Origin of the sequence: Amycolatopsis sp. NPDC001319 (genome assembly GCF_042896185.1) — a bacterium.
Taxonomy (GTDB): Bacteria; Actinomycetota; Actinomycetes; order Mycobacteriales; family Pseudonocardiaceae; genus Amycolatopsis.
In genome coordinates this window covers 80,946-106,925 of sequence record NZ_JBIAWY010000013.1, presented here as the reverse complement: position 1 = coordinate 106,925, position 25,980 = coordinate 80,946, and the positions used below count along the sequence as shown (strand labels likewise).

The window sequence follows — 25,980 nt, the reverse complement described above, 5'->3', positions numbered from 1 at the left end:
GGATCCTCACACCCGCTCGATGATGGTCGCGACGCCCATGCCGCCGCCGATGCACAGGGTCACCAGGGCGCGGCGCGCCTGGCGGCGTTCCAGCTCGTCGACCACGGTGCCGACCAGCATCGCGCCGGTGGCGCCGAGCGGGTGGCCCATGGCGATCGCGCCGCCGTTGACGTTGACCTTCTCGTCGGGCAGGTGCAGGTCCTTCATCCACTTGAGCACGACGGAGGCGAACGCCTCGTTGAGCTCCCACAGGTCGATGTCGTCCGGGGTCAGGCCCGCGGTCTTGAGCACCTTCTGCGTGGCCGGCGTGGGGCCGGTGAGCATGATCGTCGGCTCCGAGCCGATGGCGGCGGTCGCGACGATGCGCGCCTTCGGCGTGAGGCCGAAGGTCTTGCCGACCTCTTCGCTGCCGACGAGCACGATGGCCGCGCCGTCGACGATGCCGGAGGAGTTGCCGCCCGTGTGGACGTGGTCGATCTTCTCGACCTGGTGGTACTTCTGCAGCGCGACGGCGTCGAAGCCGCCCATGTCACCGATCGTGGTGAACGCGGGCTTGAGCTTCGCCAGGCCCTCGACGGTGCTGCCGGGGCGACGGTGCTCGTCGTGGTCGAGGATCGTGACGCCGTTGAGGTCCTTCACGGGCACCACGGACTTCGCGAAGTAGCCGCCGGACCAGGCCGCCTCGGCCTTCTCCTGCGAACGCACCGCGAACCGGTCGACGTCCTCGCGGCTGAAGCCCTCCATCGTCGCGATCAGGTCGGCGCCGATGCCCTGCGGCACGATGTACTCGTCGTACGCCGTGGTCGGGTCCATGAACAGCGCGCCGCCGTCGGAACCCATCGGCACGCGCGACATCGACTCGACGCCGCCGGCGATGATCAGCTGGTCCCAGCCCGAGCGCACCTTCTGGGCCGCGATGTTGGTGGCCTCCAGGCCCGACGCGCAGAAGCGGTTGAGCTGCACGCCCGCGACCGTCTCCGGCAGGCCCGACACGAGGGCGGCGGTGCGCGCGATGTCGGCGCCCTGCTCACCCACCGGCGAGACCACGCCGAGCACGATGTCGTCGATCGCCTTCGGGTCGAGGTTCGGGTGGCGGACCTTGAGCTCTTCGATCAGCCCGACCACCAGGTCGAGCGGCTTGGTGCCGTGGAGGGCACCGCCCTTGTTCTTACCTCGAGGCGTGCGCATCGCCTCGTAGATGTAGGCCTCGCTACTCACTGAACACTCCTCCGCGCAGCGGCGTGGTTGGACACTTCGGTGTATCTCACGGCCGAGCGTACCGGGCCATGGGTGCTAATGCCCATTAACATAAGCCCGGCGAACCCGATGGTGTCAATGGGTTGCCCGTGTTCCGATTAGCGCTATCGTCGGTTCACCATGAGTACTCCAGCCCGCGGGTCGCGCCCCCGCGACCGCAAGGCCCAGCTCGCCGCGGTCGCCGCCGGGCTGTTCCGCGCGCGCGGCTTCCACGGCGTCGGCATCAACGACATCGCGGCCGCGGCGGGCGTCACGGGGCCGGCGCTGTACCGCCACTTCGCGGACAAGCAGGCGATCCTGGCGTACGTCGTGCTGGCCGGGATCGACGACATGGAGGCGGTGACCGCTTCGGCACTGTCGGGCGCGCCTGACCAGCTGGAAGTGCTGCTCACGGGCCTGGCCACGCAGGCCGTCGAACGGCGCGAGATCGCCGCTCTGTGGCGCTGGGAGGGCCCCCACCTGCCCCGCGACGAGCGCCGCGAGATCCGCCACCGCTCGGGCGCGGTGCTCGACGCGTGGACGAAGGCCCTCCTGGCCGCCCGCCCCGACCTCGCCGTGGACGACGCCGAATTCCTGTGCTGGGGAGCGCTGTCGGTCTTCGGCAGCGTGGCCGTGCACCACACGACGGTGGCCCGCCGCCGGTTCGTGCCATTGCTTGTCGAACTGGCCACCGCTGTGTTGAACAGCACACTCCCGGCCGGGGGCATCGCGGAGGTTGAGCGGGACGGCCTCGGCACACCTTCCCGCCGCGAACAGGTCCTGGCCGCCGCGACTGCGCTGTTCGGCGAACGCGGCTTCCACGCCGTGAGCATGGAAGACATCGGCGCCGCGGCCGGCATTGCCGGCCCCAGCGTGTACCGGCACTTTCCGAGCAAAGCGGCTTTGATGGTGGCCATCGGTCACCGGGCTGCGGACCGGCTGGCCCTCGCTGCCGAACAGGCGCTGCGGGCACCGGACGAGCTCTCCGCGTTGCGCCGGCTTGCCGCTTCGTACGTCCACACGTTGCTGCACACGCCCGAACTGCTCGTGTCCTTCACCGCCGACCGCGTCACCATGCCGGACCGCGACAAGGCCGATCTGCTTCGGGTGCAACGGGATTATGTGGATCAGTGGGTGGCTTTGCTGGGGACGATCTCGCCTTCCTTGCCGGCCCGCGAGGCGAAGATCCGCGTGCATGCTGCGTTGACGATCGCCAACGATCTGACTCGGACGCGTCGGGTGAGTGGGCGGGCGAATTTGGAGGCGGAGTTGACGGCTTTGTTGCATGTGGTGCTGGAGTGCCCGGTTCCGTGAGTTCTTGCGGTTTATCGGGGAAGTCGTTTGCTATCACGACATTTGCGGATCGGGGCTGAGCGTCGCGGCACCTTTTCAAGCGGCCCGGTGACTCTGGCGGCGGTCGGAATCGGGGTGGGTGTGGCGTACGGGGTCGGCGAAGTGGTGAACCACTGGCCCGAGATCTCCCATGGGGCGGGCGACACCGCGCAAGACATCGGCCACGGCGTGGAGAACGCCGGCAAGGCCGTCGGCCACTTCTTCTCCAGTATTTTCCAGCCGTGACGAGCCCACTGCCTCCACAGCCGGACGTCTCCACGGGCGAGCCGCGGCCGCCGCGGGCGCCCCGGAGTTTCGGGGCGCCGACGTGACACCGGTCGACCGAAAACCGCGCAGTCACCCGCCGACCCCGGACGGACGAGGGCCGGTGCTCGAATGGCGGCAGGAGACGCCGAAGAGTGCGCTCTGGGCCGGGGTCGTCACGGCGCTGATCGTTCTCGGGTTGCCGACCGCGAACAGCGGCGGTGTCGGCTGGGTGCAAAAGCCCGGTCTGGCGTTCTTCTGGGTTCTCGCCCTCGGCGGCGGTTGGCTCATCTACAAGATCTTCAGCAACGTCTGGCTCGCCGCCGGCGCCACGTGGCTCCAGAACGGCCGGTATTGGGTCGACCTCTACCACTTGACGGAAGTCGCGGTGAGGGCTGCTGGCACCACCACTCCGCCGCCCGGCACGCGGGACGTCCTGAAGCTCCCCTGAAATATCCGTCCTGGGCGAAATCGCTGCCCGTTGCCGCTTCGGCGTGCGAGCATGCCGAGTGCCCACTGGACGAAGGCTGCATCTGGTCACGGCGGACGAGGGACATCGAGTGTCGACGCTCGAGCTGTTCTTCGACCTCGTGTTCGTGTACGCGATCACGCAGACGACCCAGCTGATGGCCGACCACCTGAGCCCCCTCGGGGTCGTCGAGGGGCTGTTGGTGCTGGCGGTGCTGTGGTGGTGCTGGTGCTGCTACGCGTGGCTCGGCACGACGATCCATGTGGACCACGGCATCGCACGGCTCGCGATGTTCGGAGCGATGGGCGTGATGTTCCTGCTCTCGCTCACGGTGCCCGAAGCGTTCACGGACCGGCCGGGCGGACTGGACGGGCCGTTGCTGTTCGTCGGGTGTTACGCGATCGTGCGGGTGCTGCACGAGGTCGCGTACCTGGGCGCTGCTCGGCACGACCCGGAGCTGCAACGCGTGCTGCTGCGGATGTTGCGCGGGCTGGTGCCGAGCATCGGGTTGCTGGTGCTGGCGGCGTTCCTGAACGGGCCGTGGCAGCTGGTGCTCTGGGTGGTCGCGCTGACCGTGGACTACCTGAACGTCTACTTCTCCGGCCCCGCCGGCTGGCGGCTCAACTCGCCGGCGCATTTCGCGGAGCGGTTCGGGCTGATCGTGATCATCGCGCTCGGCGAGTCGATCGTGGCGATCGGGATCGGCATCGGGCCGGTGCCCATGACGTGGCTGATCGCCGGCTGCGCGCTGTGCGGGATCGCGCTCGCGGCGGGCATGTGGTGGACGTACTTCGACGTGGTCGCGCGCGTCGCCGAGCACCGGCTTGCGGGAGCGAAGGGCGTGGAGCGCACGAAGCTCGCGACGGACTCGTACACGTTCCTGCACCTGCCCCTGATCGCGGGGATCGTGCTCGTGGCACTGGGTCTGAAGAAGGCGTTCCTCTACCTGTCCGACACCGCGCACCACACACCCGGCGAAGCACTGCACGGCGTGCCCATGTGGACGCTCACCGGTGGGCTCGCGTTGTACCTCGTGGCGCTGAGCGCGTTGCGGCGGCGGAACGTCGGCAGCTGGAACATCCAGCGCCTCGTGCTCGCCGCGGTGCTGCTCGGGGTCACGCCGCTGCTGGAGCACGCGCCCGCGGCAGCCGCGGTGGTCACCGCGGCCGTGGCGGTGCTGGGGCTGGTCGCGTTCGAGCGGATGGCCTGGGTGCGGCGGCAGGTGCCCCTGCCGCCGCGATGACCGTCAGGGGACCAGGTAGTTCCCGGCGACATCGGGTTTCGTCGGGTGGTAGTACTCCACGATGCCGTCGCGCCAGACGCGGACGGTGATCCGGTCTTCGGAATTGGGTTGGAAAAAATCAAACAATGCGTCGACGTTGGCCGGGTTGAATCCGATGGCGAGCATCAAAGCGGTGAAAAGCGGGCGTTCGATCAGGCCGTCGCCGTCGGGGTCACCGAGGGCGGAGAGGGCGTCGGCGAAGTCGGTGACGGTGTCGTCGAACTTTTCGGGCGAGAGGACGCACGCGGTGAACTCGTCGTAGCTCACCTTGCCGTCGCGGTTGGCATCGAGTTCGCGCTCGACGGTGGTCCACCACTTGCTGAAAGAGGCGCTCAACGCGGCCTTCGCGGCATCGCTCGAGCCGTCCGCCACCTGCTCCACGCGGGTGGACATCGCCGCGAAATCGCTCCCCTCGAGGTATCCGTTGTGATCAACGTCGAACAAGTCGAAAACAACCTTGGTCCGATCTTCGGCAGTGACGGCCATGACTCCCCACATCATTCCGGCGAAAATTCCACATCGAAGTGTGCCGAGACCCAGGTAACCATGAAACCGTTTCCACACTAAAGAGTGCAATTGCCGTCACCGGGCGAATTCACCGGAGAAGCGCAGCAGTTCGGCCGTTCGATCCACCGCCGGTGACGCACCGCCACGCGAAGCCGCGCGGCCCGTGCTAACCTACTCGCCAGTAGGTAACCCGAGGGAGAGGCCACATGGCTGCGGCGAGGAAACGAGACGCGATGGGCTTCGGCCTGGCCGCGCTCACCCGGCTGGCCGGGAGCGGCGTGATCGACAGGGCCGGGCTGCGCGGGCCCGTGCAGAACCTGGTCAAAGCGGGCACCCGCAACGGTTTCCGCGCGGCGGGGGCGGCCACGCGGTCGTTCAAGTCGATGCGACGGCTGGGCAAACCCGCGCGGCTCGCACCGACGACCGACACCGGGCTGTTCGACCTCACACCGAGCGAAGACCAGCAGCTCATCGCCGAAACGGTCACCGAGTTCGCCGCCGAGCAGCTGCGGCCCGCCGCCGCGGACGCCGACGCCAAGCTCGCGGCGCCCGAAGGCCTGCTCACGCGGGCGGCGGAGCTGGGCATCAGCGTCCTGAGCATCCCCGAGGAGCTGGGCGGCGCGGGCACGGAACGTTCCGTGGTCACCAACGCGCTCGTCGCCGAGGCCCTCGCGCACGGCGACATGGGGCTGGCCGTGGCCGTGCTGGCGCCGTCCGCGGTGAGCACGGCGCTCGTGGCCTGGGGCGACGAGCAGCAGCAGGCCGACTACGTGCCCGCGTTCGCCGGTGACCAGGTGCCCGCCGCGGCGCTGGCGCTGCTGGAGCGCACGCCGCTGTTCGACCCGTTCAAGCCCGCCACCAAGGCCAAGCGCACGCCGAAGGGCTACCAGCTCGACGGCGTGAAGTCGCTGGTCCCGCGCGCGGCGGAGGCCGAGCTGTTCCTCGTCTCGGCCGATCTCGAAGGCCGCGGCCCGGCGCTGTTCCTCGTGGAATCGTCGTCGGCGGGCGTCACGGTGGAGGCCGAGCCCGCGATGGGCCTGCGCGGCGCCGCGACCGGCAAGCTGCACCTGGAGAAGGTCGCGCTGCCGGCGGGTGCGTTGCTCGGCGGCGGGAAGGCCGACGTGTTCACCGAGGTCGTGCGCCTCTCGCGGCTGGGCTGGGCGGCGCTCGCGGCCGGGACGGCGAAGGCCGTGCTCGACTACGTGGTGCCGTACGTGAACGAACGCACCGCGTTCGGCGAGCCGATCAGCCACCGGCAGGCGGTGGCGTTCTCCGTCGCCGACATCGCCATCGAGCTGGAGGGCCTGCGCCTGGTCACGCTGCGCGCGGCGGCGCGGGCCGAGCAGGGCAAGGACTACGCGCGGGAGGCCGCGCTGGCGCGCAAGCTGGCCGTGGACAAGGGCATGCGCATCGGCAACGCGGGCGTGCAGCTGCTGGGCGGGCACGGCTTCGTGAAGGAACACCCCGTGGAGCGCTGGTACCGGGACTTGCGAGCGATCGGCGTGATGGAAGGCGCCGTCCTCCTCTAGAAAGGCTTTTCGATGATCAACCTCGAAGTTCCGAAGAAGGCCGGCGCGCTGATCAACCAGGCGTACCAGGCCGCGGCCGAAGTGTTCCGGCCGATCTCGCGCAAGTACGACCGCGCCGAGCACACCTACCCCGCCGAGCTCGACATGTTCGCCGCGCTGCTCGACGGCCTCAACTCCTCCGGCGAAGGCGGCGCCGGCGCGGCGGGCGTGCGCCGGTCCGCTCCGGACACCGCCAAGGGCAACCGCAACGGCGCCAACCTCAACGTCGTCCTCGGCACCATCGAAATGTGCTGGGGCGACGTCGGGCTCTTGCTTTCCATGCCTCGCCAGGGCCTCGGCAACGCGGCCATCAGCTCCGTCGCGACGGACGAGCAGCTCGAACGGTTCTCCGGCCTGTGGGCCGCCATGGCCATCACCGAACCGGACTGCGGCTCCGACTCCGCCGCCATCACCACCACCGCCGTCCTCGACGGCGACGACTACGTGCTCAACGGCGAGAAGATCTTCGTGACTTCGGGCCAGCGCGCGGATGCCGTGGTCGTCTGGGCCACTTTGGACCGTTCGAAGGGCCGCGCCGCGATCAAGTCCTTTGTGGTCGAGAAGGGCACCCCGGGCTTCGAAGTCGTTCGCGTGGAACACAAACTGGGCATCCGCGCGTCCGACACGGCCGTGCTGCGCTTCGAGAACTGCCGCGTCCCCCGCGAAAACCTGCTGGGCACGCCGGACATCGACACCGCCAAGGGCTTCGCGGGCGTCATGCAGACGTTCGACAACACCCGCCCGTTGGTCGCGGCCATGGCGGTGGGCGTCGCCCGCGCCGCGCTGGAGGAAACCCGCCGCATCCTGACCTCGGCCGGCGTCACCATCGACTACGACCGCCCCCCGCAGCACCCGGCCGCCGCCACCTGGCTCGAACTGGAGGCCGACTTCGAATCCGCCTACCTCCTGACGCTGCAATCCGCGTGGATGGCGGACAACCGCAAGCCCAACTCCCTGCAGGCCTCCATGGCGAAGGCCAAGGCCGGCCGGACGGTCGTCGACGTGACCCTGAAGTGCGTCGAGCTGGCGGGGGCTTACGGGTACACGGAGGAATCGCTGCTGGAGAAGTGGGCCCGGGACGCGAAAATCCTGGACATCTTCGAGGGGACGCAGCAGATTCAGCAGCTGATCGTGGCTCGTCGGATTCTCGGGAAGACGTCGGCCGAGCTGAAGTAGTTGTGCTGTAACGGAAATCCGCCCGGCCGCTTGCCCCTGCTTGGGGCTTTCCGACCGGGCGGCTTTCGCGTCGGCGGGGACCGATTTCATGATCAGGCCGCCTCCAGGCCGTCATCGAGGGCAGGCCGTCCGAAGACCGCGTCGACGGCCTCACGCGCCCGCTGGTGGCTCGACGGGACGAGGTGCGTGTATGTCCGGAGCGTGAAGCCCGGGTCCGCGTGCCCGAGGTAGTCCGCCAACTCCTTGATCGAGACCGCGCGAGCGAGCAACGTCGATGCGTAGAAGTGACGAAGCGCATGCATCCCGTCCGCGCGACGCCGGTACTCGACCCCTGCTGCGCGGAACGCTCCGTACCAGACGACTTTGGTGAACAAGTCCCCCGAGTACAGCCGGCCACCTTCCCCGGTCATCAGCAGCCGTGCCGTCACCGGCTCACCGTCAGCGCTCTGCCAGGGCAGCGTGACGGCCGCGGAGGGGAACCGGTCCTCGTGGTCGTCAATCTCGGCCAGCATGGCGGCCGACAACGGGATGGTTCGCTCCTTGCCGCCTTTCGGGCGCGCGAACATCACCACGCCCCTGACAGTCTTGATCTGTCGACGAATCTGCACGGTCATCGCCGTCCGATCGACGTCGTCAGGTGAGAAGCCCAGAATCTCACCCTGCCGCAGACCGAAGCCGGCACCGAGCGGAACTGCGATCTTGAACCGCTCCACCAGCCCCGACCTCACAGCCTGAACACGTTCCTCCGGCCATACGACGATCGGCGGGCTACTCGCGACCGGTCGCCTTACGGTCTTCGCGTGGCACGGGTTCTCACGAATCCGGCGGTCGTCCACGGCCGAGTCCATCACGCCGGAGACGGTGTTGAACAAGACCGCCTGGTAGTTGTCCGAGAGCTTCCGCTCTTCCATCGAGCCGACCCAGTCACGAATGGTCGACGGCTTGATCTGCCCGACCTTCTTGGTCTCGAAGACCGGGTAGATCTGGCTTTCGAGCCGACTGAGGATGGTTGACCGCGTGCCCGGGTCCGGAGACTGGCTCTTCACCCAGCTCTCCGCCTGCTGCCGAAACGTCGTCGAGGACGCCCGCGGATCGATGTACTTGTCTTCACGCTTGTCGGACTCGACGCCGATGAGGAAGTCTTCGGCGCGCTTCTTCTGCTTGTCCGCGAACGACTTCGAGCGTTCGTTGTTGTCAGGGTCGAGTTAGCGGACCTTGTACCGCAGACCGATGCCGTACAGCTCGGACCGTTCCATGACGGGCTTGCCCCGCGCGTTGAGGATGACCTTCCCGGTCACCGCATCCCGCGCGGGGCGAAACCAACGGTCTTGAATGTGCCCCATCAGGCCGCCTCCGCGTCGACCCAGGCGCGCAGCTTGGCCGGGTCATAGCGCAGGTGCCGACCGATCTTCTTCACCGGCGGGCCCTCACCGCGCCATTTCCACTGGTAGAGCGTCTTCACCGGGACCCCGAGGTAGTCGGAGACGTCCTCGACGGTCCAGAACGGATGGTCGGCAGCATCGTAGTGGTCTCGCCCCGGTTGCCCTCGAACGCGTTAACCATCAACGGAAACCCACTTGCGTCGGTGAGCAGCCCGATCGTGATCTGCGGCTCCAGGCGGCGTTCTTTGGAGAACCCAGGCTCACGGAACCCGTCCCCGGCATCGGTCTCGAAGTACAAGGTGGACACATCGTAGAGAACCAGTGAAGCCGGCCCCAGATCAGCGGTGCGGGCGCACGCCGCGGCCAACTTCTGCCGCCAGGACTCTTTCGCGAACGCGGGCAGACGCCGCTTGAGGGTCGCGTACGCCGGCGGGTCGAAACCTGCCTCCTCGACCACCCGCAGACTGTCCAGCTTGCTGGTCGGCTCGACGATCCGTGCCAGCACCAGTAATCGGAACACCTCGTCACCACCAGCGGCCTCCTCGAACCCCAACAGCTGGTAGGCGTGGCCGAGCGCGTCCCACAGGTACCCCATCCGCGACGACGTGATCGCAAGCGGCCCACCACCAGCACCACTGCCGGCCTGCAACGCCGCGAAGTCCGGGCCAAAGTCGAGCTCGGGCTGCCCCACAGCCAGACGCTGCCTCGCCACCGCCTCGAGCGCCTCCAACGCCGCATCGTCATGCGCCGAGCCGATGTGCTCGATGTCCCGCGACCCGCGACCCGCGACCCGCGACGAGTGCACGATCTGCACCGCCCTGGCCCCCGACGCCGTCTTCACCGTGCGCACATACGCCACGAGAGACAGCCTAGAACCGGCCGCTTAGTGCGCAGATTTTCGCCGTTCACACGACGAAACCGCAGCTCAACAGCCAGCACCCTACCCAAGATCAGCGATCTTGAGCCAAAGTCAGGTAAGGTGACGGAATGGTCATGCGGGTGGCGGTTCCCGTGCTGCCGTGCCGAGATGTGCAGGCAGCGCGGTCGTACTTCACGGACGTGCTCGGATTCGACACCATATTCACCTGGGAGACCCCACCTAGCTACGCGGCCGTGATCCGCGACACCGCCGAGTTCCACCTGTACGCCGAAAGCAGCGTCGGCCCGGCCAGGGTGACGGTTGTCGTCGACGACGTCGATTCCTGCCACGACGAGCTGCGCGCCCGCGGCGCCGACATCGTCGAGCCACTGGCTGACCGGCCCTACGGGATGCGCGACTTCAACGTACGGACACCCGATGGGCACTTGTTGATCTTTAGCCAGCCGCTTACCGAGTACGGGTGACCATCAGCGGACCAGCCGGAAGAATGACCGGACCTCGTCGACGAACAACGCCGGCTGCTCGAACGCCGTGAAGTGGCCGCCCTTGCCGGGCTCGTTCCAGTACCGGATGTTCGGGAACCGACGCTCCGCCCACCGCCGAGACGGGCGCTGCAGCTCCTTGGGGAAGACCGAACAGTCGGTGGGTACGGTCACCGGCGCGCCGGCCGACCCGGAGATCCATTCGTTGACCTGCCGGAGGCTTTCCCAGTACAGCCAGGCGGATGAGGCACCGGTGCCGGGCAGCCAGTAGAGCATCAGGTTGTCGAGCAGCTCATCCCGGGTAATAACCCGATGCAGGTCGCCACCGGAGTCGGTCCACGACCAGAACTTCTCGACGACCCAGGCGCAGAGGGCGGCCGGCGAGTCGACCAGCCCGTAGCCGACCGTCTGCGGCCGGGTCGACTGCTGCGCCGAGTATCCGGAGCCCCATTCGTCCGCCTCCCGCAGTGTCGCGAGCGCCGCCCGCTCGGCACCGGTGAGGTCGTCCAACGTGGCCGGATCGGGCGGTGCGAGCGGCGGCATGAGATGGATGCCGGCGACCCGATCGGGTTGCCGTTGACCGATGCTCGTCGCGATGCTGGTGCCCCAGTCGCTGCCCTGGGCGCCGAACCGCCGGTAGCCGAGCCGGGCCATCAGCTCGCACCACGCGTCGGATGTCCGCTCGATCCCCCACCCCGGCGCGGCCGGCTTGTCGCTGAAGCCGTAACCGGGAAGCGATGGACAGACCCTAGAACCGGCCGCTTAGTGCGCAGATTCTCGCCGTTCACACGACGAAACCGCAGCTCAACAGCCAGCACCCTACCCAAGATCAGCGATCTTGAGCCAAGTCAGGTATTGCGCCATTGCGCGACAGCTACCCAACGTTTTTCTTACTGCAAAGCCTCCAGTTGTTTAGTGATCTTGCCAACCAAGTCTTTGCATCTAGACGCATTCTTGAACAGGCTAGTAATGTAGCTGTTGGCATACATCGATTCTACGCGTTCAGTCAGCATCTTTACGATCGATAGCGTAAGCTTTGGCACGGTGTCTAAAATCTTCGACCAATCGAGATCCGGATCATCCACCTTGCTCATATCGAGCATGTGAAACACTAGATGTGCAACTACTCTATTATCTTGCACGACAATAGACTTTTCTCGGCCCTCTTTTCTGTAACGCAAACGATTCAGCACAGAATCAACCGAACGCAGTACTTCAACGGTACGCCAAATCCTGAACGCGCTGACCACGGAATTGAAAAGCGATTTATATGGCGCCCTGTCCGTTGACTCCCACAGACGTCCTACGGCACTTTTCGCAAGAACCGCCAACGACGGGTCCGGATACGCGCACGCGAGCGCAACCGTTGCTTCGTAAACCGTGCACCCCGTAGCCTGATCTGGCGGTTGGTCACCTCGCTTGATCGCATAGATTTTGCTGCACGAAAGAAGCATCTCTACACGCAGCCTAGCTTGCTCAGGGTCCAGAGCTACGAAGTCGCTGGCCTCAACAGAATTCTGAGTATTAGTTGCCCTTGTAACTTCCTTCGCGAATTCCGGCGGACAAGCTTCTAGTGAGATGAACCGGATCCATACGCGTGCATTTTCAGCAGCTTCTGAGTCCTTCAACGCCCTGTGAATACTTGCAACCGTCTGCGCACCATTTACTACACTCGCGCCGAATAGCGAGAATTTTCCATAGTTTCGCGTGGTGGCTCCACGCGCTGATTTTTCGATCTTTTGACAAAGAACAGTGATACCATTATTGAAGTACCAGAAATGCTCAGGCCCCCGAGTAAGAGTGTCCCGAAGGTCGTTGTTTACCCCAGTCGCACCTAGCGATCCGCGAATATTCTGCGCGAACAGTTTATCTCCGTATCGCGCATACCAATCGCCCACCGTCTTCGCGTCGACTACACCATAGAATGCCTCGTATGGCTCAGTTACAGTTCCCCAGTGCTCAACGGTTGCAGATAGGTCTACAGATGAACGACAGGGTTAAGTGTACTTGCACCTGTCGTGGCTACAACCAGAACAAAGCGAACACTTGGATCCCCTAGCGCTTCACTTATGAGATCCTTCTGGCGAGCGATTTTATCGTTGAACCTGTCAAACCGTTCGTCAGTTAGGTCTTTGAAGCCGGCAACGAAGTTGCGAGAGTCACCCAGTCCTATAGTTGCCGTACCATTAGAATCCCACTTGGACTGCACAAGTATTACTTTTGAATTAGCCTGATCGAGGTAGATGGCGTCGATTCCGTTGTCATTACTTCCGTCGACCACACAGCTTGCAGCCTGCACCTGATCAACATCCGCAAACCGCTGAAGCGCGAATGCCGCCAAGGCTCTCGTACAAAACACCTTCTCTTGCTGCTCGTCGCTAGCCTTCGCATAGTCAGACATGTCGATAAGCTGATCGAAGTCACGAACCAGCGCAGCCTTGATGTGTCGCACGTGAACCTTGCTCAATTCCCATCCTCTCTGCGTTCAGCAGACGCCGCCTACTGCCGAATTTACCTCTACAGGATCAAGGGCGCGCCGCCGCTGGCGGCGCGCCTGTCGCCTACGCAGCCCCTCGCCTGGGCGGCCGCATCCGCTTCCGACACGGCGGGCTGCCGCTCCGCTTCGCCCGCCGGCCGGGCGGTGCGGCCGTCAGCGGGGCACCTGGCGCAGCGCCGCGCGGCGGCAACACACGAGTCCCCTGCCCCATCCCGGCCTCCTCGACGAGCTACGAGCGGTGGTGACATTCGGGTCGTTCGTGACTCGATCTCCGTTACGCACCGTCGTGGGAGACCTCCATCCCGACGCCGGATCGTGACAACGGCCGGTAGCACCGCGTCAAGACGGTGAAGCGTGTCTTGACCCGGCACCACCGGCCGAGTGCTTGGCCTCGTATCGGGATGCAGGGGTAGGTGTGGCTGGTCGCCAGGCCGTCTCCAGGCCGTCAGCGGCCAGGGAGAGGCGACAGACGACGAGAACTAACGAGACACATCAGCGCAGGTCAGAGGCCGTTTCCAGCCAAGATCGCAAGGTCAGCGAAAACCGGCTGAGAAATCCTCGACATCTTCGAGGGGACGCAGCAGATTCAGCAGCTGATCGTGGCTCGTCGGGTGCTGGGGAAGACGTTGGCGCAGTTGAAGTAGCCCGTGGAAGTGCCCGAGGAACTCCGAAGTGCCGTGGCGGGACATGAGCGACGCCGGCGCCGAAGCGTGCTACAGCGGCGCCCTCGGCGCATTCAAAAGGCACTCTTCGCACTCAAGTGAGTTTTTCCCCAACTCGTCCGGCAATTTGCGGCCAAGGTGCAGAATATCGGATTGATCTCCGAACGATCGTTTTCCGCACCTTTGCCCTAGCCTTCCCCGCATGACGAACCCTGGGGTTTACGGCCCGCCGAAGGGCCTGGGGCAGGCGCGGATCTTCATGTGGATCCAGGTCGCCTTCAACGTGCTGGGCTCCCTCCTGCTCCTGGTCGCCGCGGCCGCCGCGTCGGTCGGCGACACCGGAGTCGCGGGCCTGCTGGTCGTGATCATCGTGATCAACATCCTGATGGCGGTGGTCCTCGCCGTCTGCGCGATCACGCTGCAATCGGGCAAGCAGTGGCCGTGGGTCACGGCGATCGTGGTCGAGGCGATCGTCGTGATCAACGGAATCGTGACCATCATCAGTTCCGGCGTGACCGGCATCCTGCCGATCGTGTTCGCCGGCCTCGCGCTGCGCGGCCTGCTGCACAAGGACGTCCGCGCGTGGATCACCGCCCAGCGCGGCCCCGCGCCCGCCATCTGACGGCAACGCAAAGCGGGCCACTCGGAGTCCCCGGGTGGCCCGCTTCCCAACGCCGTCAGATGCGATCGTCGAGGAACTCGTCCAGATAAGTCCACGTGGTGCCCCGCGCCTTGCGCCCGGTGAGCACACCGAGGTGGCCGCCGGGTGCGGTGCGGAAGCGCACCTCCGGCGCGTTCTCCAGCAGCCGCACCACGCGTTCCACCGAAGGCTGCGGGGCGATCGTGTCGTTCTCGCCCGCGACGACGAGCACCGGGGCCTTCACGTCGGCCAGGCTGATCTTGCGCCCGTTGAGGTCGACGGTGCCCTCGGCGAGGTCGTTGGTACGGAACAGGCGGTGGTAGAGCTGCCCGAACGTGCGGCCCGGGTATGCGTACATGTTGTCCATGAAGTGGTCCACGGCCTCGATCTGCGCGAGGTAGTCGCGGTCGTCGAGGTTCTTGAGGATCGCGATGGGTTTCGTGATCTCCTTGCTGATGCCCGTCGCGCGGAACACGCGGCTGACCAAATAGGACGGTGCCCCGCCGAACGCGCGGTAGACCGGCGTGAGCAGGTGACCGCCGGTGAGGTCGACGAGCGGGCGGAACGGCGCGACGATCGGGATCGCCGCGAAGTCGACCGGCGACGCGATGGCGGTGACGGACTCGATCGGCAGCTCCGGCTGGTCGGCGTTCACCAGCAGCGAGAAGATCCCGCCCAGCGACCACGACACCAGGTGCACGCCCTCACCGCCCGCGTCTTCGCTCACCTTGCGGATCGCGCGCGGCAGCACCTCGTCGATCCAGTGCTCGATGCCGAGGCGCCGGTCGGAGAACGCCACGTTGCCGTAGTCGACGAGGTAGACGTTGCGCCCGGCCTCCACGAGGTGCTCGATCAGGCTGCAGCCGCGGCGCAGGTCGAAGCACAGCGCGGGCGCGGCCAGCGGCGGCACGAGCAGGATCGGCGGCCCCGACACCGGCGCGCCGCTGTGGGTCATCCGGTACAACGAGCGGTTCGGACCCTGGTCGATGAGCACCCGCGGCATCGGGCGCAGGTCGGCGACGCCACCGTGCAGCACCTTCCCCACGACGTTCGACGCCGCTGCGGCCAGCCGTGCCGTGGGTGAAACCATGCGTGCCTCCTGAGCTCGACCTCTCGGAGGCAATCTTGCCCGGGGCCGCGGGCGGCATCAACACCGCCACACTTGCAAGCACCCGGCAAGCACGTCCATTTCGGACAGTGCCCGGTGACCGGGAAGCTAGTTCCCCGAGTCGGCGGCCGGAGCGCTCTGAGCAGCGCGGGACTCGTATTCCGCCCGGGCCGGGGAATGCGCGGCCGAAGCCAGCAGCTGATCGCCGCCGAGCGCGCGGACGAACCATTCGCCGAACGCACGCGGGAACAGCCGCGTGATCCGGCCCGTGAAATCCAGCGATTTCGGCACGAAAACATCGAACTTCGGGTATTTCAGGGCATCCGCGATCGCCGCGGCGACGTCTTCGGGCCCCACGGACTTGATGAACTTCGCCTCGCCGAGCCCCGATGCCAGCTCCGTGCGCACGACCGCCGGCATCACGCAGGACACCGACACGCCCGTGCCGCGCAGCTCCAGGTGCACCGCCTCCGACAGCCCGACCACGGCGTGCTTGGTCGCGCAGTACGTGGCCGCGCCCGGGAACCCGGACTTCCCGGCCATCGAAGCGACGTTCACGATGTGCCCGGTCCCCCGCGGCTTCATCCGCTTCACGGCTTCGCGCGTGCCGTGGATGACGGCGTGCAGGTTGATCTCCAGCATCCGGCGCGTCGCCGCGTCGTCCTCCTCGTCGAGCGGCGCGAGCGGCATGATGCCGGCGTTGTTGATCAGCACGTCGATGGGCCCGACCTGGCGTTCGACCTCGTCGAGGAACTCGGTGAACGCTCGGGTGTCGGTGACGTCCAGCGGCAGTGCGACGGCTTCGGGCCCCAGCTCACCGGCCGTCTTCTCCGCGCGGACGTGGTCGAGGTCGCCCAGCACCACCCGCGCGCCGAGCCGCTTGAGCGCGGTGGCCGTGGCGGCCCCGATGCCCTGCGCGCCACCGGTGATGACGATGACCTTCCCGGCGAGCGAACGCGGCTGCTTGGCCATGACGGGGCTCCTCCTGCGTCGACGGAGACGGAACACTGTTGGCGTCGTGTCAATATGGTGCCCCGGCGTGGCGCCGAGCGCCAGTCGACTGCCCCGATCAGGGGCGTTGCTCGAAGACCTGACCGATCCAGCCGTCGACGTCGAAGCGGACCGTCGGCGTGAAACCTTGGCCCTCGTAGTAGCGCTGCAGCTCGCCGTCGCCGCCGGCCCAGCAGTCGACGCGCACGAGGCTGATGCCGCGTTTCCGGGCCTCCGCCAGCGCGTACTCCAGCAGCCGCGCACCCACGCGATGCCCCGCGAACCGGCGCGACGTGATGAGCAGCCCGATGTACAGCTCCCGCTCCCAGGCCGGCGGCACGTGCTTCGGGCATTCGTCCTGAACGATCAGCGCCCCCGCGGGCTCCCCGTCCACCTCCGCGAGGCGCAGGCCCGGCTCCTTCGTCATGTCGGCCACGCGCGAGGCCCGGTGCGGAATGCCGCTCCACGGCCGATCACCCCACTGCCCGGCGCTGCCGCGCGCCACCAGCCACTCGACGGCCTCGTCGAAGAAGCGCAGCAACGTGTCGGCGTCGCCGGGCTCGCCCGGGCGGATCGTGAACGTCCCCATCCCCGACGTTGTACCCCTAGGGCAGCGTCAGGACCACCGGCCCGGCCTCGGTGATCGCGACGGTGTGCTCCGAGTGCGACGCGCGGGTGCCGTCGGTGGTGTGGACGGTCCAGCCGTCGTCGGCGTGCCGGTAGTCGTCGCGGCCGCCGCGGGTGAACATCGGCTCGAGGGCGAGGACGAGGCCGGGCCGCAGGCGCAGGCCGCGGCCGGGGCGGCCGTCGTTGGGCACCGGCGGGTCCTCGTGCATCGCGCGGCCGATGCCGTGGCCGCCGTGGTCTTCGGTGACGCCGTAGCCCGCGGCGCGGCCGATCGTGGCGATGGCAGCGGAGACGTCACCCATCTTCGCGCCCGGCTGCGCCGCCGCGATGCCGGCCGCGAGCGCCTGGTCCGTCGCCGCGATCAGGGCGAGGTCGGCCGGGTCCGCGGCGCCGACGACGAAGCTCACGGCGGCGTCGCCGTGCCAGCCGTCGATCGCCGCACCGCAGTCGATGCTCAGCAGGTCGCCGTCACGCAGGCGGTACCGGCCGGGGATGCCGTGGACGATGGCGTCGTTCACGCTCGCGCAGATCACGCCCGGGTACGGCGTCGGCGCCCAGTTCGGGTGGTAGCCGAGGAACGACGGCTTCACCCCCGCGTCGGCTATCACTTGCGCGGCAACGGCGTCCAGCTCGGCCAGCGACACGCCGGTGTCCGCGGACTCCCGCACGGCCGCCAGCGCCCGGGCCACCACGCGGCCCGCCTCCCGCATCACCGCGAGCTCGGTCGCGGTCTTCAGCTCCACCATGCGGATAACTATACCGGTATTACTATCCAGGTCCGTAGGCTGCCGCTGTGCACATCGAAACCCGCCTGGCCGAGCTCGGCCTCCAGCTGCCGGAGCCGATGACCCCGCCGCCCGGCGTCACGCTCTCCTTCCCGTGGGTCCGCGTCTTCCGGGACCGCGCGTTCGTTTCGGGCCACGGGCCACTGCTGCCCGACGGGTCGCTCGCCGGCCCGTTCGGCAAGGTCGGCGCCGAGGTCACCGAGGAGCAGGCGTACGCGGCCGCCCGCCTGACCGCGCTCGCGGTGCTCAGCTCGCTGAAGCTCGCGCTCGGCGACCTCGACCGCGTCACGGCGTGGCTGCGCGTGTTCGGCATGGTCAACACCGCGCCGGGGTTCGCCCGCACTCCCACCGTGGTCAACGGGTTCTCCGATCTCATCGTGCAGCTGTGGGGCGCGGACGCGGGCGACCACGCGCGCTCGGCGGTCGGCCTCGCGGAGCTGCCGTTCGGCATTCCCGTGGAGATCGAGGCGGAAGTGGCGATCGACTAAGCGCCGGAGTACCCGAATCGCGCGGGAGTCGCGGTGCCACGGGCGGCGACGTAGCCGTCGGGGCGCACGAGCAGCCAGCCGTCGTCGAGTTGCAGGTCGTCGGCCACCGATTCAGCCACGGGGCAGGCAGTCATCCCGGGCGCCGAGTGACGCACGGTGGCGCGGTGGACGAGCAGCCAGCGCGGAACACGCAGCCGGTCGAGGAAGTCGCGCCAGCCGGGCGTCGTCGCACCTGGAGGATCGACACGGGTGACGCGCTCGCCGGGTGCCGGAACTCCCGGACCGGGCGTGGTGAGCGGGCTGTCGGCGTAGCGCGAAGCGAGTGCCTGCGTGCTACCGATGATCTCGCGGCCCGCACCGTCCACTCCGGACTGATCGGAGAAGTCGCCGTGCATCACGTAGTCGGTGATCATCGCGGTGGCGTCGAGCAGCGCGGCACCGACCGGGACGCGTTCGCGAGAGTACGTGTCCAGCAGGGCCACGCCGGCCTCGCCCGCGCAGACGGCCGCGAGTTTCCAGCCCAGGTTGAACGCGTCCTGCAGCCCGGTGTTCATGCCCTGGCCGCCGGCCGGGCTGTGGACGTGGGCGGCGTCGCCCGCGACGAAGCAGCGGCCGGACCGCATGGCCGGCACCGCGCGCTGCTGGATGGTGAACGGTTTGATCCAGTCGCGGATGCGCACCCGCGCCCGGGCGCCCGTCGCCGCGGCGAGGCGGCCGCGGAAGCGTTCGGCGACGGCGCCCGGAGTCTCGACGCCGCCGGCGGTCCACGCGGTGTCGGTCAGGCGCCAGCGCGCCGGCTCGGGCAGGGGGAACGCGAGCATCGCGGCGTCGTCGGCCGAAAGCCAGTGCATGGCGACGGGGTCGAGAGCGCTCTCGACCTCCGCGTCGACGACCAGCCACGTGTGGCCGGACTCGCCGCGCAGCGGGATTCCCAGCTGCTTGCGCACGACGCTGTGCGCGCCGTCGCAGCCGACGAGCCACGGCGTGGACACGGTTTCCCTGGTGCCGTCACGGACGACCACGGTGCGAACGGCGTCGGCGTCCTGTGTCAGGGATTCCAGGCGCGTCGACCATTCGACGCGCGTGCCCAGCTTCGCGAGACGTTCGCGCAGCACGCGCTCGGTGACGCACTGGTCGACCAACAGCACGAACGGGAAGCGCGAAGGCACTTCGCTGTAGCCGATGCCGTACGCGAGTGGCTCTTGGCCGGCGAGGTGCCGCACGAACTTCGTGACGCGCACGCCGTTCGCGAGCAGCTCGTCGAGCACGCCGAGCTCGTCGTAGATCTCCATCGTGCGCCCCAGGTTGCCCAGCGCACGGCTGATGCGCGTCGGCCCCGCGGCCGCGTCGACGATCCGCACCGGCACGTCGCGGCGCCGCAGCTCGATCGCGGCCAGCAGCCCCACCGGGCCCGCGCCGGCGACCAGCACCTCGTCCATGACCCCCACCTCAACTGTCAGGTTACCTGACAATAAGCCTCGGAGGTGGCCCGGTTCAAGAGGTTCAGTCGATGGCCTCCCAGTCGAGGTCCAGTGCGGCCCGCAGTTGCTCCAGCCGACGTGCGCCCACGCGTTCGCCGAGTTTGCGTTCGAGGTCTTCGAGCACTTCGCGCGCCAGGTTCAGCCGCGCGACGCCGGCCTCCGTCGGCCGGACGAGCTTGTTGCGCGCCGACGCCGGGTCCGGGTCCACGCGCACCAGCCCCGCCCTGGTCAGCTCACCGACCGCCTGGTGCGCCGACTGCCGCGCCACCCCCGCGCGACGCGCCAGCTCCGCGATCGTGATGCCCTCGGCGTCGAGCTTCGCGACGATGTCGATCTGCGTCATCGTCAGCCGCGCCTCGCCGCGCGCGGCCAGCTCTGTGAGGATGCCGTCCTCGAACCAGCGCGTCATTCCGCGCGCGAGCGGACCGAGCAGCGGACCCTGGCCTGAGCTGGGGGTTTCGGCAAGGGATCGACGTGGCGTCATGCGTCGAGTTTAATCGTCAGGTACCCTGACGTTATGGCGCTCTTGACGCTGACCTCCCCCGACGGCGTGCGGCTCGCCGTCGAACGCACCGGCTCCGGCCCACCACTGGTGCTGGTCGGCGGCGCCGGGGGCGACCGCAGGGCATGGGGCGCGGTGGTGCCGTTCCTCGGCGACGAGTTCACGGTGTACGCACTGGACCGCCGCGGGCGTGGGGGCAGCGGCGATCGGGCCGGGTCGGAGGTGGCGGACGAGGTCGCCGACGTCGTCGCCACGGCGGTTGCGGCCGGCGGTGATGCCGTGGTGGCCGGCCATTCGTCGGGGGCACTGCTGGCGTTGCGGGCGGCGGCGGTGCGGCCGGATGTGGTGCGGCGGGTGGTCGCGTATGAGCCGCCATCAGTGGTCACGGCGGGTGTCGCCCAGCGGCTGCGGGCACTGGTCGACGCCGGTGATCTCGACGGCGCGTTGACCTCGTTCCGCACGGAGGCGGTGGGGATGCCGGCCGACGTGGTCGCGTCGATGCGAAAAACCCTGCAGTGGCAAGAAGATCTCACGCTCGCCCACACCACTGCGTACGACGCGGCGATCGTCGAGGCGGGGTTACCCGAGGTCTCCGTGCCGGCCCGGTTCGTGCTGGGTGGCGCCAGCCCGGCCCGGATGGCCGACGGTGTGCGCCACTACGCCGCGCGGCTCGGCGCGCAGGTGCGGGTGCTGGACGGTCAGCAGCACTTCGCGCAGCGCACCGCGCCTCGGGAACTCGCCGCGGTCATCGCGTCTTGACCAGCGCGGCGATCCTCGTCGCGAAGTCCGCCCACAACTCGCGCGGCAGGCTGTGCCCCATGCCGGGCACCACCACGAGCTCCGCGCCGGGTATGGCCGCCGCCGTGGCGCGGCCGCCGCTGAGGTCGCACATGCGGTCGGCGTCGCCGTGGATGACCAGGGTGGGCACGTCCAGCCGCCGCAGCCGGTCCGTGCGGTCGCCCGACGCCACCACGGCGACGGCCTGCCGCGGCATGCCCAGCGCGGGGTAGCCCCGGTCGAACGTCCGCCCCGCTCGCTCGGCAATGGCATCCTCGTCGAACTCGAACCCCGGCGACCCCGTGATCCCCGACGCGCGCACCTGCCAAGCCACGAACGCCTCCCGCTCGCTCGGCGGCTGTCCCATCTCGACCAGGATCGACGGGTCGGGCGCGCCCACCTCCGGGGCGCCGGTCGTGGACATGATCGACGTCAGCGTCCGCACCCGATCGGGGTGCTCGATGGCGACCATCTGCGCGATCATCCCGCCGAGCGACGCTCCGACGAGGTGCGCGCTTTCCAGCCCGAGCAGATCGAGCAGGCCGACCGTGTCACCCGCGAGATCCGACAGCGTGTAGGACGCCGTCGCGAAATCCCCCGCGAGAACGGCTGCGAAATCCGGCACGGGCGCGTCGTCGAAATGCGTAGACCGGCCGGAATCGCGATTGTCGAAGCGGATCACGTACAGGCCGCGGTCCACCAGTTCCCGGCAGAACTCCTCAGGCCAATTGATCATCTGCGCGCCACCGCCCATGATCAGCACGACCGGCGGCATTCCAGGATCACCGAAGCATTCGTACGCCAGCTCGATTCCGGACGGGCCGACGTTCAGCGCGAGTTCCTCAGACATGCCGACCACAATAATCATTCGGCGGCGCGGAAACATCGCTCCGAAGACCGATGTTTCCGGCTTGCCACCCGGGTTATGGTGAAAGGGGATCGACCGGCGGTCCGGCGTTTTCTGCCATGATCGGTCGCATGACCCCGGACAACCACACCCTGCCGGCCAACCACTACGACAGCTTCGCCGAGGCATACGCGGCCCAGAACGAGGGCGGCATCCAGAACGCCTACTACGAGCAGCCCGCGATGCTGGAGCTCGCCGGAGACGTCGCCGGGAGACGGATCCTCGACGCCGGCTGCGGCGCCGGCCCCCTGTCCGCGATGCTGCGCGACCGCGGCGCGATCATGTCCGGGTTCGACCTCAGCGCCGGCATGCTGGAGCTGGCCCGCTGCCGCCTCGGCCCCGAAGCCGACCTGCGCGTCGCCGATCTGGCCGAGCCGCTGCCCTACGCCAACAACGCGTTCGACGACGTCGTCGCGTCCCTCGTGCTGCACTACCTGGCGGACTGGGGCCCGTCACTCGCCGAGCTGAAGCGCATCCTCAAACCGGGCGGTCGGCTGTTGATCTCGGTCGACCACCCGTTCGCGATCCACGCGCTGCAGCGCCTGGACGGCCTCAAGACCAACTACTTCGAAACCTACAAGTGGACCGAAGACTGGACGTTCGGTGAGCAAACCATCCCGATGTCGTTCTGGATCCGGCCACTGCACGCCATGACCGCGGCCTTCACCGCGGCGGGCTTCGAGATCTCCGTGCTCAGCGAACCCATGCCCGCACCGGAAGCCCGCGAGCTGTGGCCCGAGGACTACCGGCTGCTCACGATCAGCCCGAGTTTCCTGTTCTTCGTGCTGACCGCTCGGTAAGCGCTACCCGGCGACGCCGAGGTGACGAGCGATGAGCATCCGCTGCACCTCGCTCGTCCCCTCGCCGATCTCCAGGATCTTCGCGTCGCGGTAGAAGCGGCTGACCGGGTACTCGTTCATGAAGCCGTAGCCGCCGTGAATCTGGGTGGCGTCGCGGGCGTTGTCCATGGCGGCGTTGGAGGCGACGAGCTTCGCGATGGACGCTTCCTTCTTGAAGGGTTCGCCGCGCAGCATCTTCGACGCCGCCTGGTAGTACGCGAGGCGCGCGGTGTGGGTGCGCACCTCCATGTCGGCGATCTTGAACTGGATCGCCTGGTACTCGCCGATGCGGTGCCCGAACGCGACGCGGTCCTTCACGTACTTGAGGCACTCGTCGACACACCCCTGGGCCAGACCGACGCTCAGGGCGGCGATCGCGACGCGGCCTTCGTCCAGAATGGACAGGAACTGCGCGTAGCCGCGGCCGCGGATGCCGACCAGGTTCTCGGCCGGCACGCGGACGTCGGCGAAGGACAGCTCGTGCGTGTCCGAGCAGTTCCAGCCGACCTTGGAGTACTTGGGCGCCACGGCGAAGCCCGGCGTGCCCGAGGGCACGAGGATCGCGGAGATCTCCTTGCGGCCGTTCTCCATCACGTCGGTGACGGCCGTGACGGTGACCAGCCGCGTGATGTCGGTACCGGAGTTGGTGATGAACGCCTTGCTGCCGTTGATCACCCACTGGTCGCCGTCGAGCTTGGCCCGGGTACGCGTGGCGCCGGCGTCGGAGCCGCCACCCGGTTCCGTGAGGCCGAAACCGCCGAGGGCCTCGCCGGAGCACAGCGCGGGCAGCCAGGTTTCCTTCTGCTCCTGCGTGCCGAAGCGGTAGATCGGCATCGCACCGAGGGAAACGCCGGCCTCCAGCGTGATCGCCACCGACGAGTCGACCCGCGCCAGCTCCTCCAGCGCCAGGCACAGCGCGAAGTAGTCACCGCCCATGCCGCCGAACTCCTCGGCGAACGGCAGGCCGAACAGGCCCATCTCGCCCATCTTGGCGACGAGCTCGTAGGGGAACTCTTCCTTCTCGTACAGCGGCCCGATCACCGGCGCGACCTCGTTGTGCGCGAAGTCCTCGACCGTCTTGCGGAGCGCTTCGTACTCTTCGTCCAGCCGGAAGTCGATCATCGTTGCTCCTCGTTCGGGCTGACCACGGCCAGGGTTTCGTCCAGCGCCACCTGCTGGCCCGCGCGCGCCGAAAGCTCGCTCACCACGCCGTCGATCGGCGCGGTCACGGTGTGTTCCATCTTCATCGCTTCCACGACCAGCAACGGCGTGCCGGCCGCGACGACGTCGCCTTGAGCGACCTTGACCACGAGCACCGTGCCCGGCATCGGGCTCTTCACCGGCCCGGCGCCCGCGGCCTCACCGCGGGCGGCCAGGCGCACTTCCTGGTCCGCGAACGCGAAACCGAAGCCGTCGCGCGCGAGCCAGACCGTCCGTTGTGGACCATCGGCGCGGCGGTAGCGCTCGATCCCGCTGTCCCGCCGGACTTCCAGCACATCGCCGACGCGGGTCGCGGTGGCTTCGACCGGTTCGTTGTCGTCGACCTGCACGGTCGAACCCGTCACGCGGACCACGGCCTGGACCTCGCCGGCCCGCAGCCGGAACGTGACCCCGCCACCGCCACCGATGCGCCACCCGTTGGGCACGTCCCACGGATCCACCACGGAACCCTTCGGCTGCAACGAAAGCAGCCGGTCGAGCGCCGCCGCCACGAAGAACCCTTCGGGCACTTCCGACGACACCAGCGACGACAGCCGCCGGTCCACCAGCTCCGTGTCGAGCCGGCCCGCGCGCACGTCCTCGTCGGCGAGCAGGCTGCGCAGGAACGCGATGTTCGTGCCCAGGCCCAGCAACGCGGTGTCCGCCAGCGCGCGGTCGAGCTTGCGCAACGCGGCCGCGCGGTCGGGACCGTACGCGATCACCTTGGCCAGCATCGGGTCGTAGTTCGACCCGACCACCGCGCCCTCGGTCATCCACGAGTCCACGCGCACGCCGTCGCCCGAAGGTTCGTGCACGGCCAGCACCGTGCCGCCCGTCGGGATGAAGCCGCGCGCGGGGTCCTCGGCGTACACCCGGGCTTCGATGGCGTGGCCTTCGAGGCGCACGTCCTCCTGCTTCACCGTCAACGGCTCACCGGCGGCCACGCGGACCTGCCACGCCACGAGGTCGAGCCCGGTCACCATCTCCGTGACGGGGTGCTCCACCTGCAGCCGCGTGTTCATCTCCATGAAGAAGAACTCGTCCGGGTCGTGCGCGGACATGATGAACTCGACGGTGCCCGCGCCGACGTAACCCACCGACCGCGCGGCCTCGGCCGCGGCGGCGCCCATCTTCTGGCGTGTGGCCTCGTCGAGCAGCACCGACGGGGCCTCTTCGATGATCTTCTGGTGCCGCCGCTGCAGGCTGCACTCGCGTTCGCCGAGGTGCAGAACGTTTCCGTGTTTGTCGGCCAGCACCTGGATCTCGATGTGCCGCGGCGTGGTGACGAACCGCTCCACCAGCAGCGTGTCGTCACCGAAGGAGCCCCGGGCCTCGCGGCGCGCGGACTCGATCGCGGCGGCGAGCTCCGACTCCTCGTGCACGAGCCGCATGCCCTTGCCGCCACCGCCCGCCGACGGCTTCAGCAGCACCGGATAGCCCACCCCGGCCACGGCCTCGGCGAACCCGCCCTCCGGAATGTCCACATCGGACACCCCGGGGACGACCGGCACACCGGCCGCGGACACCGTGGCCTTGGCCCGGATCTTGTCGCCCATCTGCTCGATCGCGGCGACGGGCGGGCCGATGAACACCAGCCCCGCCTCTTCACACGCTCGCGCGAACGCCGCGTTCTCGGCGAGGAAGCCGTAACCCGGGTGCACGGCCTGTGCGCCCGTCACCTGGGCCGCGAGGACGATGGCCGGGATCGACAAATAGCTTTTCGCCGCCTCGGCCGGGCCGAGGCGCACCGCGGTGTCGGCCTCGCGCACGTGCTTGGCGTCGGCGTCCGCGTCGCTGTACACCGCGACGGAGCGGATGCCCAGCTCACGCAGCGAGCGGATGACGCGGACCGCGATCTCCCCGCGGTTGGCGACCAGAACGGTGTCGAACGAAGACATG

25 protein-coding genes and 3 pseudogenes are annotated in these 25,980 nt (G+C 68.2%); 11 read left to right on the top strand and 17 right to left on the bottom strand.

Going from position 1 to position 25,980, the window contains the following annotated elements; translation table 11 throughout:
* Positions 1–6: 6 nt before the first annotated feature.
* Positions 7–1,218, bottom strand: a complete 1,212-nt coding sequence (locus ACFY1H_RS38690; protein ID WP_386954889.1) for an acetyl-CoA C-acetyltransferase — start codon at positions 1,216–1,218, stop codon at positions 7–9.
* 159 nt (positions 1,219–1,377) lie between these two features.
* On the opposite strand from ACFY1H_RS38690, the gene ACFY1H_RS38685 reads away from it, so the two are divergent.
* From ACFY1H_RS38685 to ACFY1H_RS38670, 4 genes are all read left to right on the top strand, one after another.
* Complete coding sequence (locus ACFY1H_RS38685; RefSeq protein WP_386954886.1) at positions 1,378–2,550, top strand: TetR/AcrR family transcriptional regulator; 1,173 nt, start codon at positions 1,378–1,380, stop codon at positions 2,548–2,550.
* An 87-nt stretch (positions 2,551–2,637) separates the two neighbouring features.
* Positions 2,638–2,814 (top strand): hypothetical protein, encoded by a 177-nt coding sequence (locus tag ACFY1H_RS38680; protein WP_366579592.1) that lies wholly within the window; start codon positions 2,638–2,640, stop codon positions 2,812–2,814.
* Positions 2,815–2,956: 142 nt separating this feature from the next.
* On the top strand, positions 2,957–3,283 hold the full coding sequence (locus ACFY1H_RS38675) for a hypothetical protein (RefSeq protein ID WP_386954883.1): 327 nt from the start codon (positions 2,957–2,959) through the stop codon (positions 3,281–3,283).
* 58 nt (positions 3,284–3,341) lie between these two features.
* Entirely contained in the window at positions 3,342–4,544 is a 1,203-nt protein-coding gene (locus tag ACFY1H_RS38670) for a low temperature requirement protein A (RefSeq protein ID WP_386954880.1), read from the top strand.
* 3 nt (positions 4,545–4,547) lie between these two features.
* Here ACFY1H_RS38670 and ACFY1H_RS38665 read toward each other — a convergent pair whose 3' ends face one another.
* Entirely contained in the window at positions 4,548–5,069 is a 522-nt protein-coding gene (locus ACFY1H_RS38665; RefSeq protein WP_386954877.1) for an EF-hand domain-containing protein, read from the bottom strand.
* Positions 5,070–5,323: 254 nt separating this feature from the next.
* Between ACFY1H_RS38665 and ACFY1H_RS38660 the strand changes: the two genes are divergently transcribed.
* Both ACFY1H_RS38660 and ACFY1H_RS38655 read left to right on the top strand, forming a co-directional pair.
* A complete protein-coding gene (locus ACFY1H_RS38660; RefSeq protein ID WP_386955168.1) occupies positions 5,324–6,619 on the top strand; it encodes an acyl-CoA dehydrogenase family protein in 1,296 nt (431 codons plus the stop codon).
* Positions 6,620–6,631: 12 nt separating this feature from the next.
* Positions 6,632–7,834 (top strand): acyl-CoA dehydrogenase family protein, encoded by a 1,203-nt coding sequence (locus tag ACFY1H_RS38655; protein WP_386954875.1) that lies wholly within the window; start codon positions 6,632–6,634, stop codon positions 7,832–7,834.
* A 92-nt stretch (positions 7,835–7,926) separates the two neighbouring features.
* Here ACFY1H_RS38655 and ACFY1H_RS38650 read toward each other — a convergent pair whose 3' ends face one another.
* The 3 genes and pseudogenes from ACFY1H_RS38650 to ACFY1H_RS38640 form a co-directional block, all read right to left on the bottom strand.
* Complete coding sequence (locus ACFY1H_RS38650; RefSeq protein WP_386955165.1) at positions 7,927–8,931, bottom strand: tyrosine-type recombinase/integrase; 1,005 nt, start codon at positions 8,929–8,931, stop codon at positions 7,927–7,929.
* A 245-nt stretch (positions 8,932–9,176) separates the two neighbouring features.
* Positions 9,177–9,335 (bottom strand): annotated as a pseudogene (locus tag ACFY1H_RS38645) (helix-turn-helix domain-containing protein); the annotation flags it as partial.
* Positions 9,335–10,030: pseudogene (locus tag ACFY1H_RS38640) on the bottom strand (IS1634 family transposase); the annotation flags it as partial. The pseudogenes ACFY1H_RS38645 and ACFY1H_RS38640, both read right to left, overlap by 1 nt.
* A gap of 173 nt (positions 10,031–10,203) precedes the next feature.
* On the opposite strand from ACFY1H_RS38640, the gene ACFY1H_RS38635 reads away from it, so the two are divergent.
* Positions 10,204–10,560 carry a VOC family protein gene (locus tag ACFY1H_RS38635; RefSeq protein ID WP_053731577.1) on the top strand — a complete coding sequence of 119 codons (357 nt, stop codon included), beginning with the start codon at positions 10,204–10,206 and terminating at the stop codon, positions 10,558–10,560.
* A 3-nt stretch (positions 10,561–10,563) separates the two neighbouring features.
* On the opposite strand, the pseudogene ACFY1H_RS38630 reads toward ACFY1H_RS38635, so the two are convergent.
* From ACFY1H_RS38630 to ACFY1H_RS38620, 3 genes and pseudogenes are all read right to left on the bottom strand, one after another.
* Positions 10,564–11,313, bottom strand: a pseudogene (locus ACFY1H_RS38630) (alpha/beta fold hydrolase); the annotation flags it as partial.
* A gap of 155 nt (positions 11,314–11,468) precedes the next feature.
* Positions 11,469–12,476: an AIPR family protein gene (locus ACFY1H_RS38625; RefSeq protein WP_386954871.1), complete on the bottom strand. Its 1,008-nt coding sequence runs from the start codon at positions 12,474–12,476 to the stop codon at positions 11,469–11,471.
* An 80-nt stretch (positions 12,477–12,556) separates the two neighbouring features.
* Positions 12,557–13,045 carry a hypothetical protein gene (locus ACFY1H_RS38620; RefSeq protein WP_386954867.1) on the bottom strand — a complete coding sequence of 163 codons (489 nt, stop codon included), beginning with the start codon at positions 13,043–13,045 and terminating at the stop codon, positions 12,557–12,559.
* Positions 13,046–13,939: 894 nt separating this feature from the next.
* Here ACFY1H_RS38620 and ACFY1H_RS38615 point away from each other — a divergent pair.
* Entirely contained in the window at positions 13,940–14,359 is a 420-nt protein-coding gene (locus tag ACFY1H_RS38615) for a hypothetical protein (RefSeq protein WP_386954864.1), read from the top strand.
* A 55-nt stretch (positions 14,360–14,414) separates the two neighbouring features.
* Here the strand turns inward: ACFY1H_RS38615 and ACFY1H_RS38610 are convergent, their stop codons facing one another.
* The 4 genes from ACFY1H_RS38610 to map form a co-directional block, all read right to left on the bottom strand.
* Complete coding sequence (locus tag ACFY1H_RS38610) at positions 14,415–15,467, bottom strand: alpha/beta fold hydrolase (protein WP_386954861.1); 1,053 nt, start codon at positions 15,465–15,467, stop codon at positions 14,415–14,417.
* A gap of 126 nt (positions 15,468–15,593) precedes the next feature.
* Positions 15,594–16,457, bottom strand: a complete 864-nt coding sequence (locus tag ACFY1H_RS38605; protein ID WP_386954859.1) for an SDR family oxidoreductase — start codon at positions 16,455–16,457, stop codon at positions 15,594–15,596.
* Positions 16,458–16,554: 97 nt separating this feature from the next.
* Positions 16,555–17,064 carry a GNAT family N-acetyltransferase gene (locus ACFY1H_RS38600; protein WP_386954856.1) on the bottom strand — a complete coding sequence of 170 codons (510 nt, stop codon included), beginning with the start codon at positions 17,062–17,064 and terminating at the stop codon, positions 16,555–16,557.
* A 16-nt stretch (positions 17,065–17,080) separates the two neighbouring features.
* Positions 17,081–17,848, bottom strand: a complete 768-nt coding sequence (gene map, locus ACFY1H_RS38595) for a type I methionyl aminopeptidase (protein ID WP_386954853.1) — start codon at positions 17,846–17,848, stop codon at positions 17,081–17,083.
* A 47-nt stretch (positions 17,849–17,895) separates the two neighbouring features.
* Here map and ACFY1H_RS38590 point away from each other — a divergent pair, with 47 nt between their 5' ends.
* On the top strand, positions 17,896–18,375 hold the full coding sequence (locus tag ACFY1H_RS38590; protein WP_386954851.1) for a RidA family protein: 480 nt from the start codon (positions 17,896–17,898) through the stop codon (positions 18,373–18,375).
* On the opposite strand, the gene ACFY1H_RS38585 is transcribed toward ACFY1H_RS38590, so the two are convergent.
* Positions 18,372–19,814: an FAD-dependent monooxygenase gene (locus tag ACFY1H_RS38585; RefSeq protein WP_386954848.1), complete on the bottom strand. Its 1,443-nt coding sequence runs from the start codon at positions 19,812–19,814 to the stop codon at positions 18,372–18,374. The genes ACFY1H_RS38590 and ACFY1H_RS38585 overlap by 4 nt on opposite strands.
* Positions 19,815–19,878: 64 nt before the next feature.
* Positions 19,879–20,340: a MarR family winged helix-turn-helix transcriptional regulator gene (locus ACFY1H_RS38580; protein WP_386954845.1), complete on the bottom strand. Its 462-nt coding sequence runs from the start codon at positions 20,338–20,340 to the stop codon at positions 19,879–19,881.
* Between the two features lie 33 nt (positions 20,341–20,373).
* Here ACFY1H_RS38580 and ACFY1H_RS38575 point away from each other — a divergent pair, with 33 nt between their 5' ends.
* The gene (locus ACFY1H_RS38575; RefSeq protein ID WP_386954842.1) at positions 20,374–21,117 is read left to right on the top strand and encodes an alpha/beta fold hydrolase; all 744 of its coding nucleotides are present in this window, start codon (positions 20,374–20,376) and stop codon (positions 21,115–21,117) included.
* Here the strand turns inward: ACFY1H_RS38575 and ACFY1H_RS38570 are convergent.
* Entirely contained in the window at positions 21,104–21,985 is an 882-nt protein-coding gene (locus tag ACFY1H_RS38570; protein ID WP_366579624.1) for an alpha/beta hydrolase, read from the bottom strand. The two genes, ACFY1H_RS38575 and ACFY1H_RS38570, sit on opposite strands and share 14 nt — an antisense overlap.
* A 128-nt stretch (positions 21,986–22,113) precedes the next feature.
* Between ACFY1H_RS38570 and ACFY1H_RS38565 the strand changes: the two genes are divergently transcribed.
* A complete protein-coding gene (locus tag ACFY1H_RS38565; RefSeq protein WP_386954839.1) occupies positions 22,114–22,842 on the top strand; it encodes a class I SAM-dependent methyltransferase in 729 nt (242 codons plus the stop codon).
* Between the two features lie 3 nt (positions 22,843–22,845).
* On the opposite strand, the gene ACFY1H_RS38560 is transcribed toward ACFY1H_RS38565, so the two are convergent.
* Entirely contained in the window at positions 22,846–24,003 is a 1,158-nt protein-coding gene (locus ACFY1H_RS38560) for an acyl-CoA dehydrogenase family protein (RefSeq protein ID WP_366579627.1), read from the bottom strand.
* Positions 24,000–25,979: an acetyl-CoA carboxylase biotin carboxylase subunit gene (locus ACFY1H_RS38555; RefSeq protein ID WP_386954836.1), complete on the bottom strand. Its 1,980-nt coding sequence runs from the start codon at positions 25,977–25,979 to the stop codon at positions 24,000–24,002. The genes ACFY1H_RS38560 and ACFY1H_RS38555 overlap by 4 nt, the downstream gene beginning before the upstream one ends.
* Position 25,980 lies beyond the last annotated feature (1 nt).

Bases quoted from the DNA above. Each gene is read 5' to 3' on its own strand.
- ACFY1H_RS38685 (WP_386954886.1), top strand. From the start codon at position 1,378: ATGAGTACTCCAGCCCGCGGGTCGCGCCCCCGCGACCGCAAGGCCCAG.
- ACFY1H_RS38665 (WP_386954877.1), bottom strand. From the start codon at position 5,069: ATGGCCGTCACTGCCGAAGATCGGACCAAGGTTGTTTTCGACTTGTTC.
- ACFY1H_RS38660 (WP_386955168.1), top strand. From the start codon at position 5,324: ATGGGCTTCGGCCTGGCCGCGCTCACCCGGCTGGCCGGGAGCGGCGTG.
- ACFY1H_RS38655 (WP_386954875.1), top strand. From the start codon at position 6,632: ATGATCAACCTCGAAGTTCCGAAGAAGGCCGGCGCGCTGATCAACCAG.
- ACFY1H_RS38635 (WP_053731577.1), top strand. From the start codon at position 10,204: ATGGTCATGCGGGTGGCGGTTCCCGTGCTGCCGTGCCGAGATGTGCAG.
- ACFY1H_RS38615 (WP_386954864.1), top strand. From the start codon at position 13,940: ATGACGAACCCTGGGGTTTACGGCCCGCCGAAGGGCCTGGGGCAGGCG.
- ACFY1H_RS38610 (WP_386954861.1), bottom strand. From the start codon at position 15,467: ATGGTTTCACCCACGGCACGGCTGGCCGCAGCGGCGTCGAACGTCGTG.
- ACFY1H_RS38605 (WP_386954859.1), bottom strand. From the start codon at position 16,457: ATGGCCAAGCAGCCGCGTTCGCTCGCCGGGAAGGTCATCGTCATCACC.
- ACFY1H_RS38600 (WP_386954856.1), bottom strand. From the start codon at position 17,064: ATGGGGACGTTCACGATCCGCCCGGGCGAGCCCGGCGACGCCGACACG.
- map (WP_386954853.1), bottom strand. From the start codon at position 17,848: ATGGTGGAGCTGAAGACCGCGACCGAGCTCGCGGTGATGCGGGAGGCG.
- ACFY1H_RS38585 (WP_386954848.1), bottom strand. From the start codon at position 19,814: ATGGACGAGGTGCTGGTCGCCGGCGCGGGCCCGGTGGGGCTGCTGGCC.
- ACFY1H_RS38580 (WP_386954845.1), bottom strand. From the start codon at position 20,340: ATGACGCCACGTCGATCCCTTGCCGAAACCCCCAGCTCAGGCCAGGGT.
- ACFY1H_RS38575 (WP_386954842.1), top strand. From the start codon at position 20,374: ATGGCGCTCTTGACGCTGACCTCCCCCGACGGCGTGCGGCTCGCCGTC.
- ACFY1H_RS38570 (WP_366579624.1), bottom strand. From the start codon at position 21,985: ATGTCTGAGGAACTCGCGCTGAACGTCGGCCCGTCCGGAATCGAGCTG.
- ACFY1H_RS38565 (WP_386954839.1), top strand. From the start codon at position 22,114: ATGACCCCGGACAACCACACCCTGCCGGCCAACCACTACGACAGCTTC.
- ACFY1H_RS38560 (WP_366579627.1), bottom strand. From the start codon at position 24,003: ATGATCGACTTCCGGCTGGACGAAGAGTACGAAGCGCTCCGCAAGACG.
- ACFY1H_RS38555 (WP_386954836.1), bottom strand. From the start codon at position 25,979: ATGTCTTCGTTCGACACCGTTCTGGTCGCCAACCGCGGGGAGATCGCG.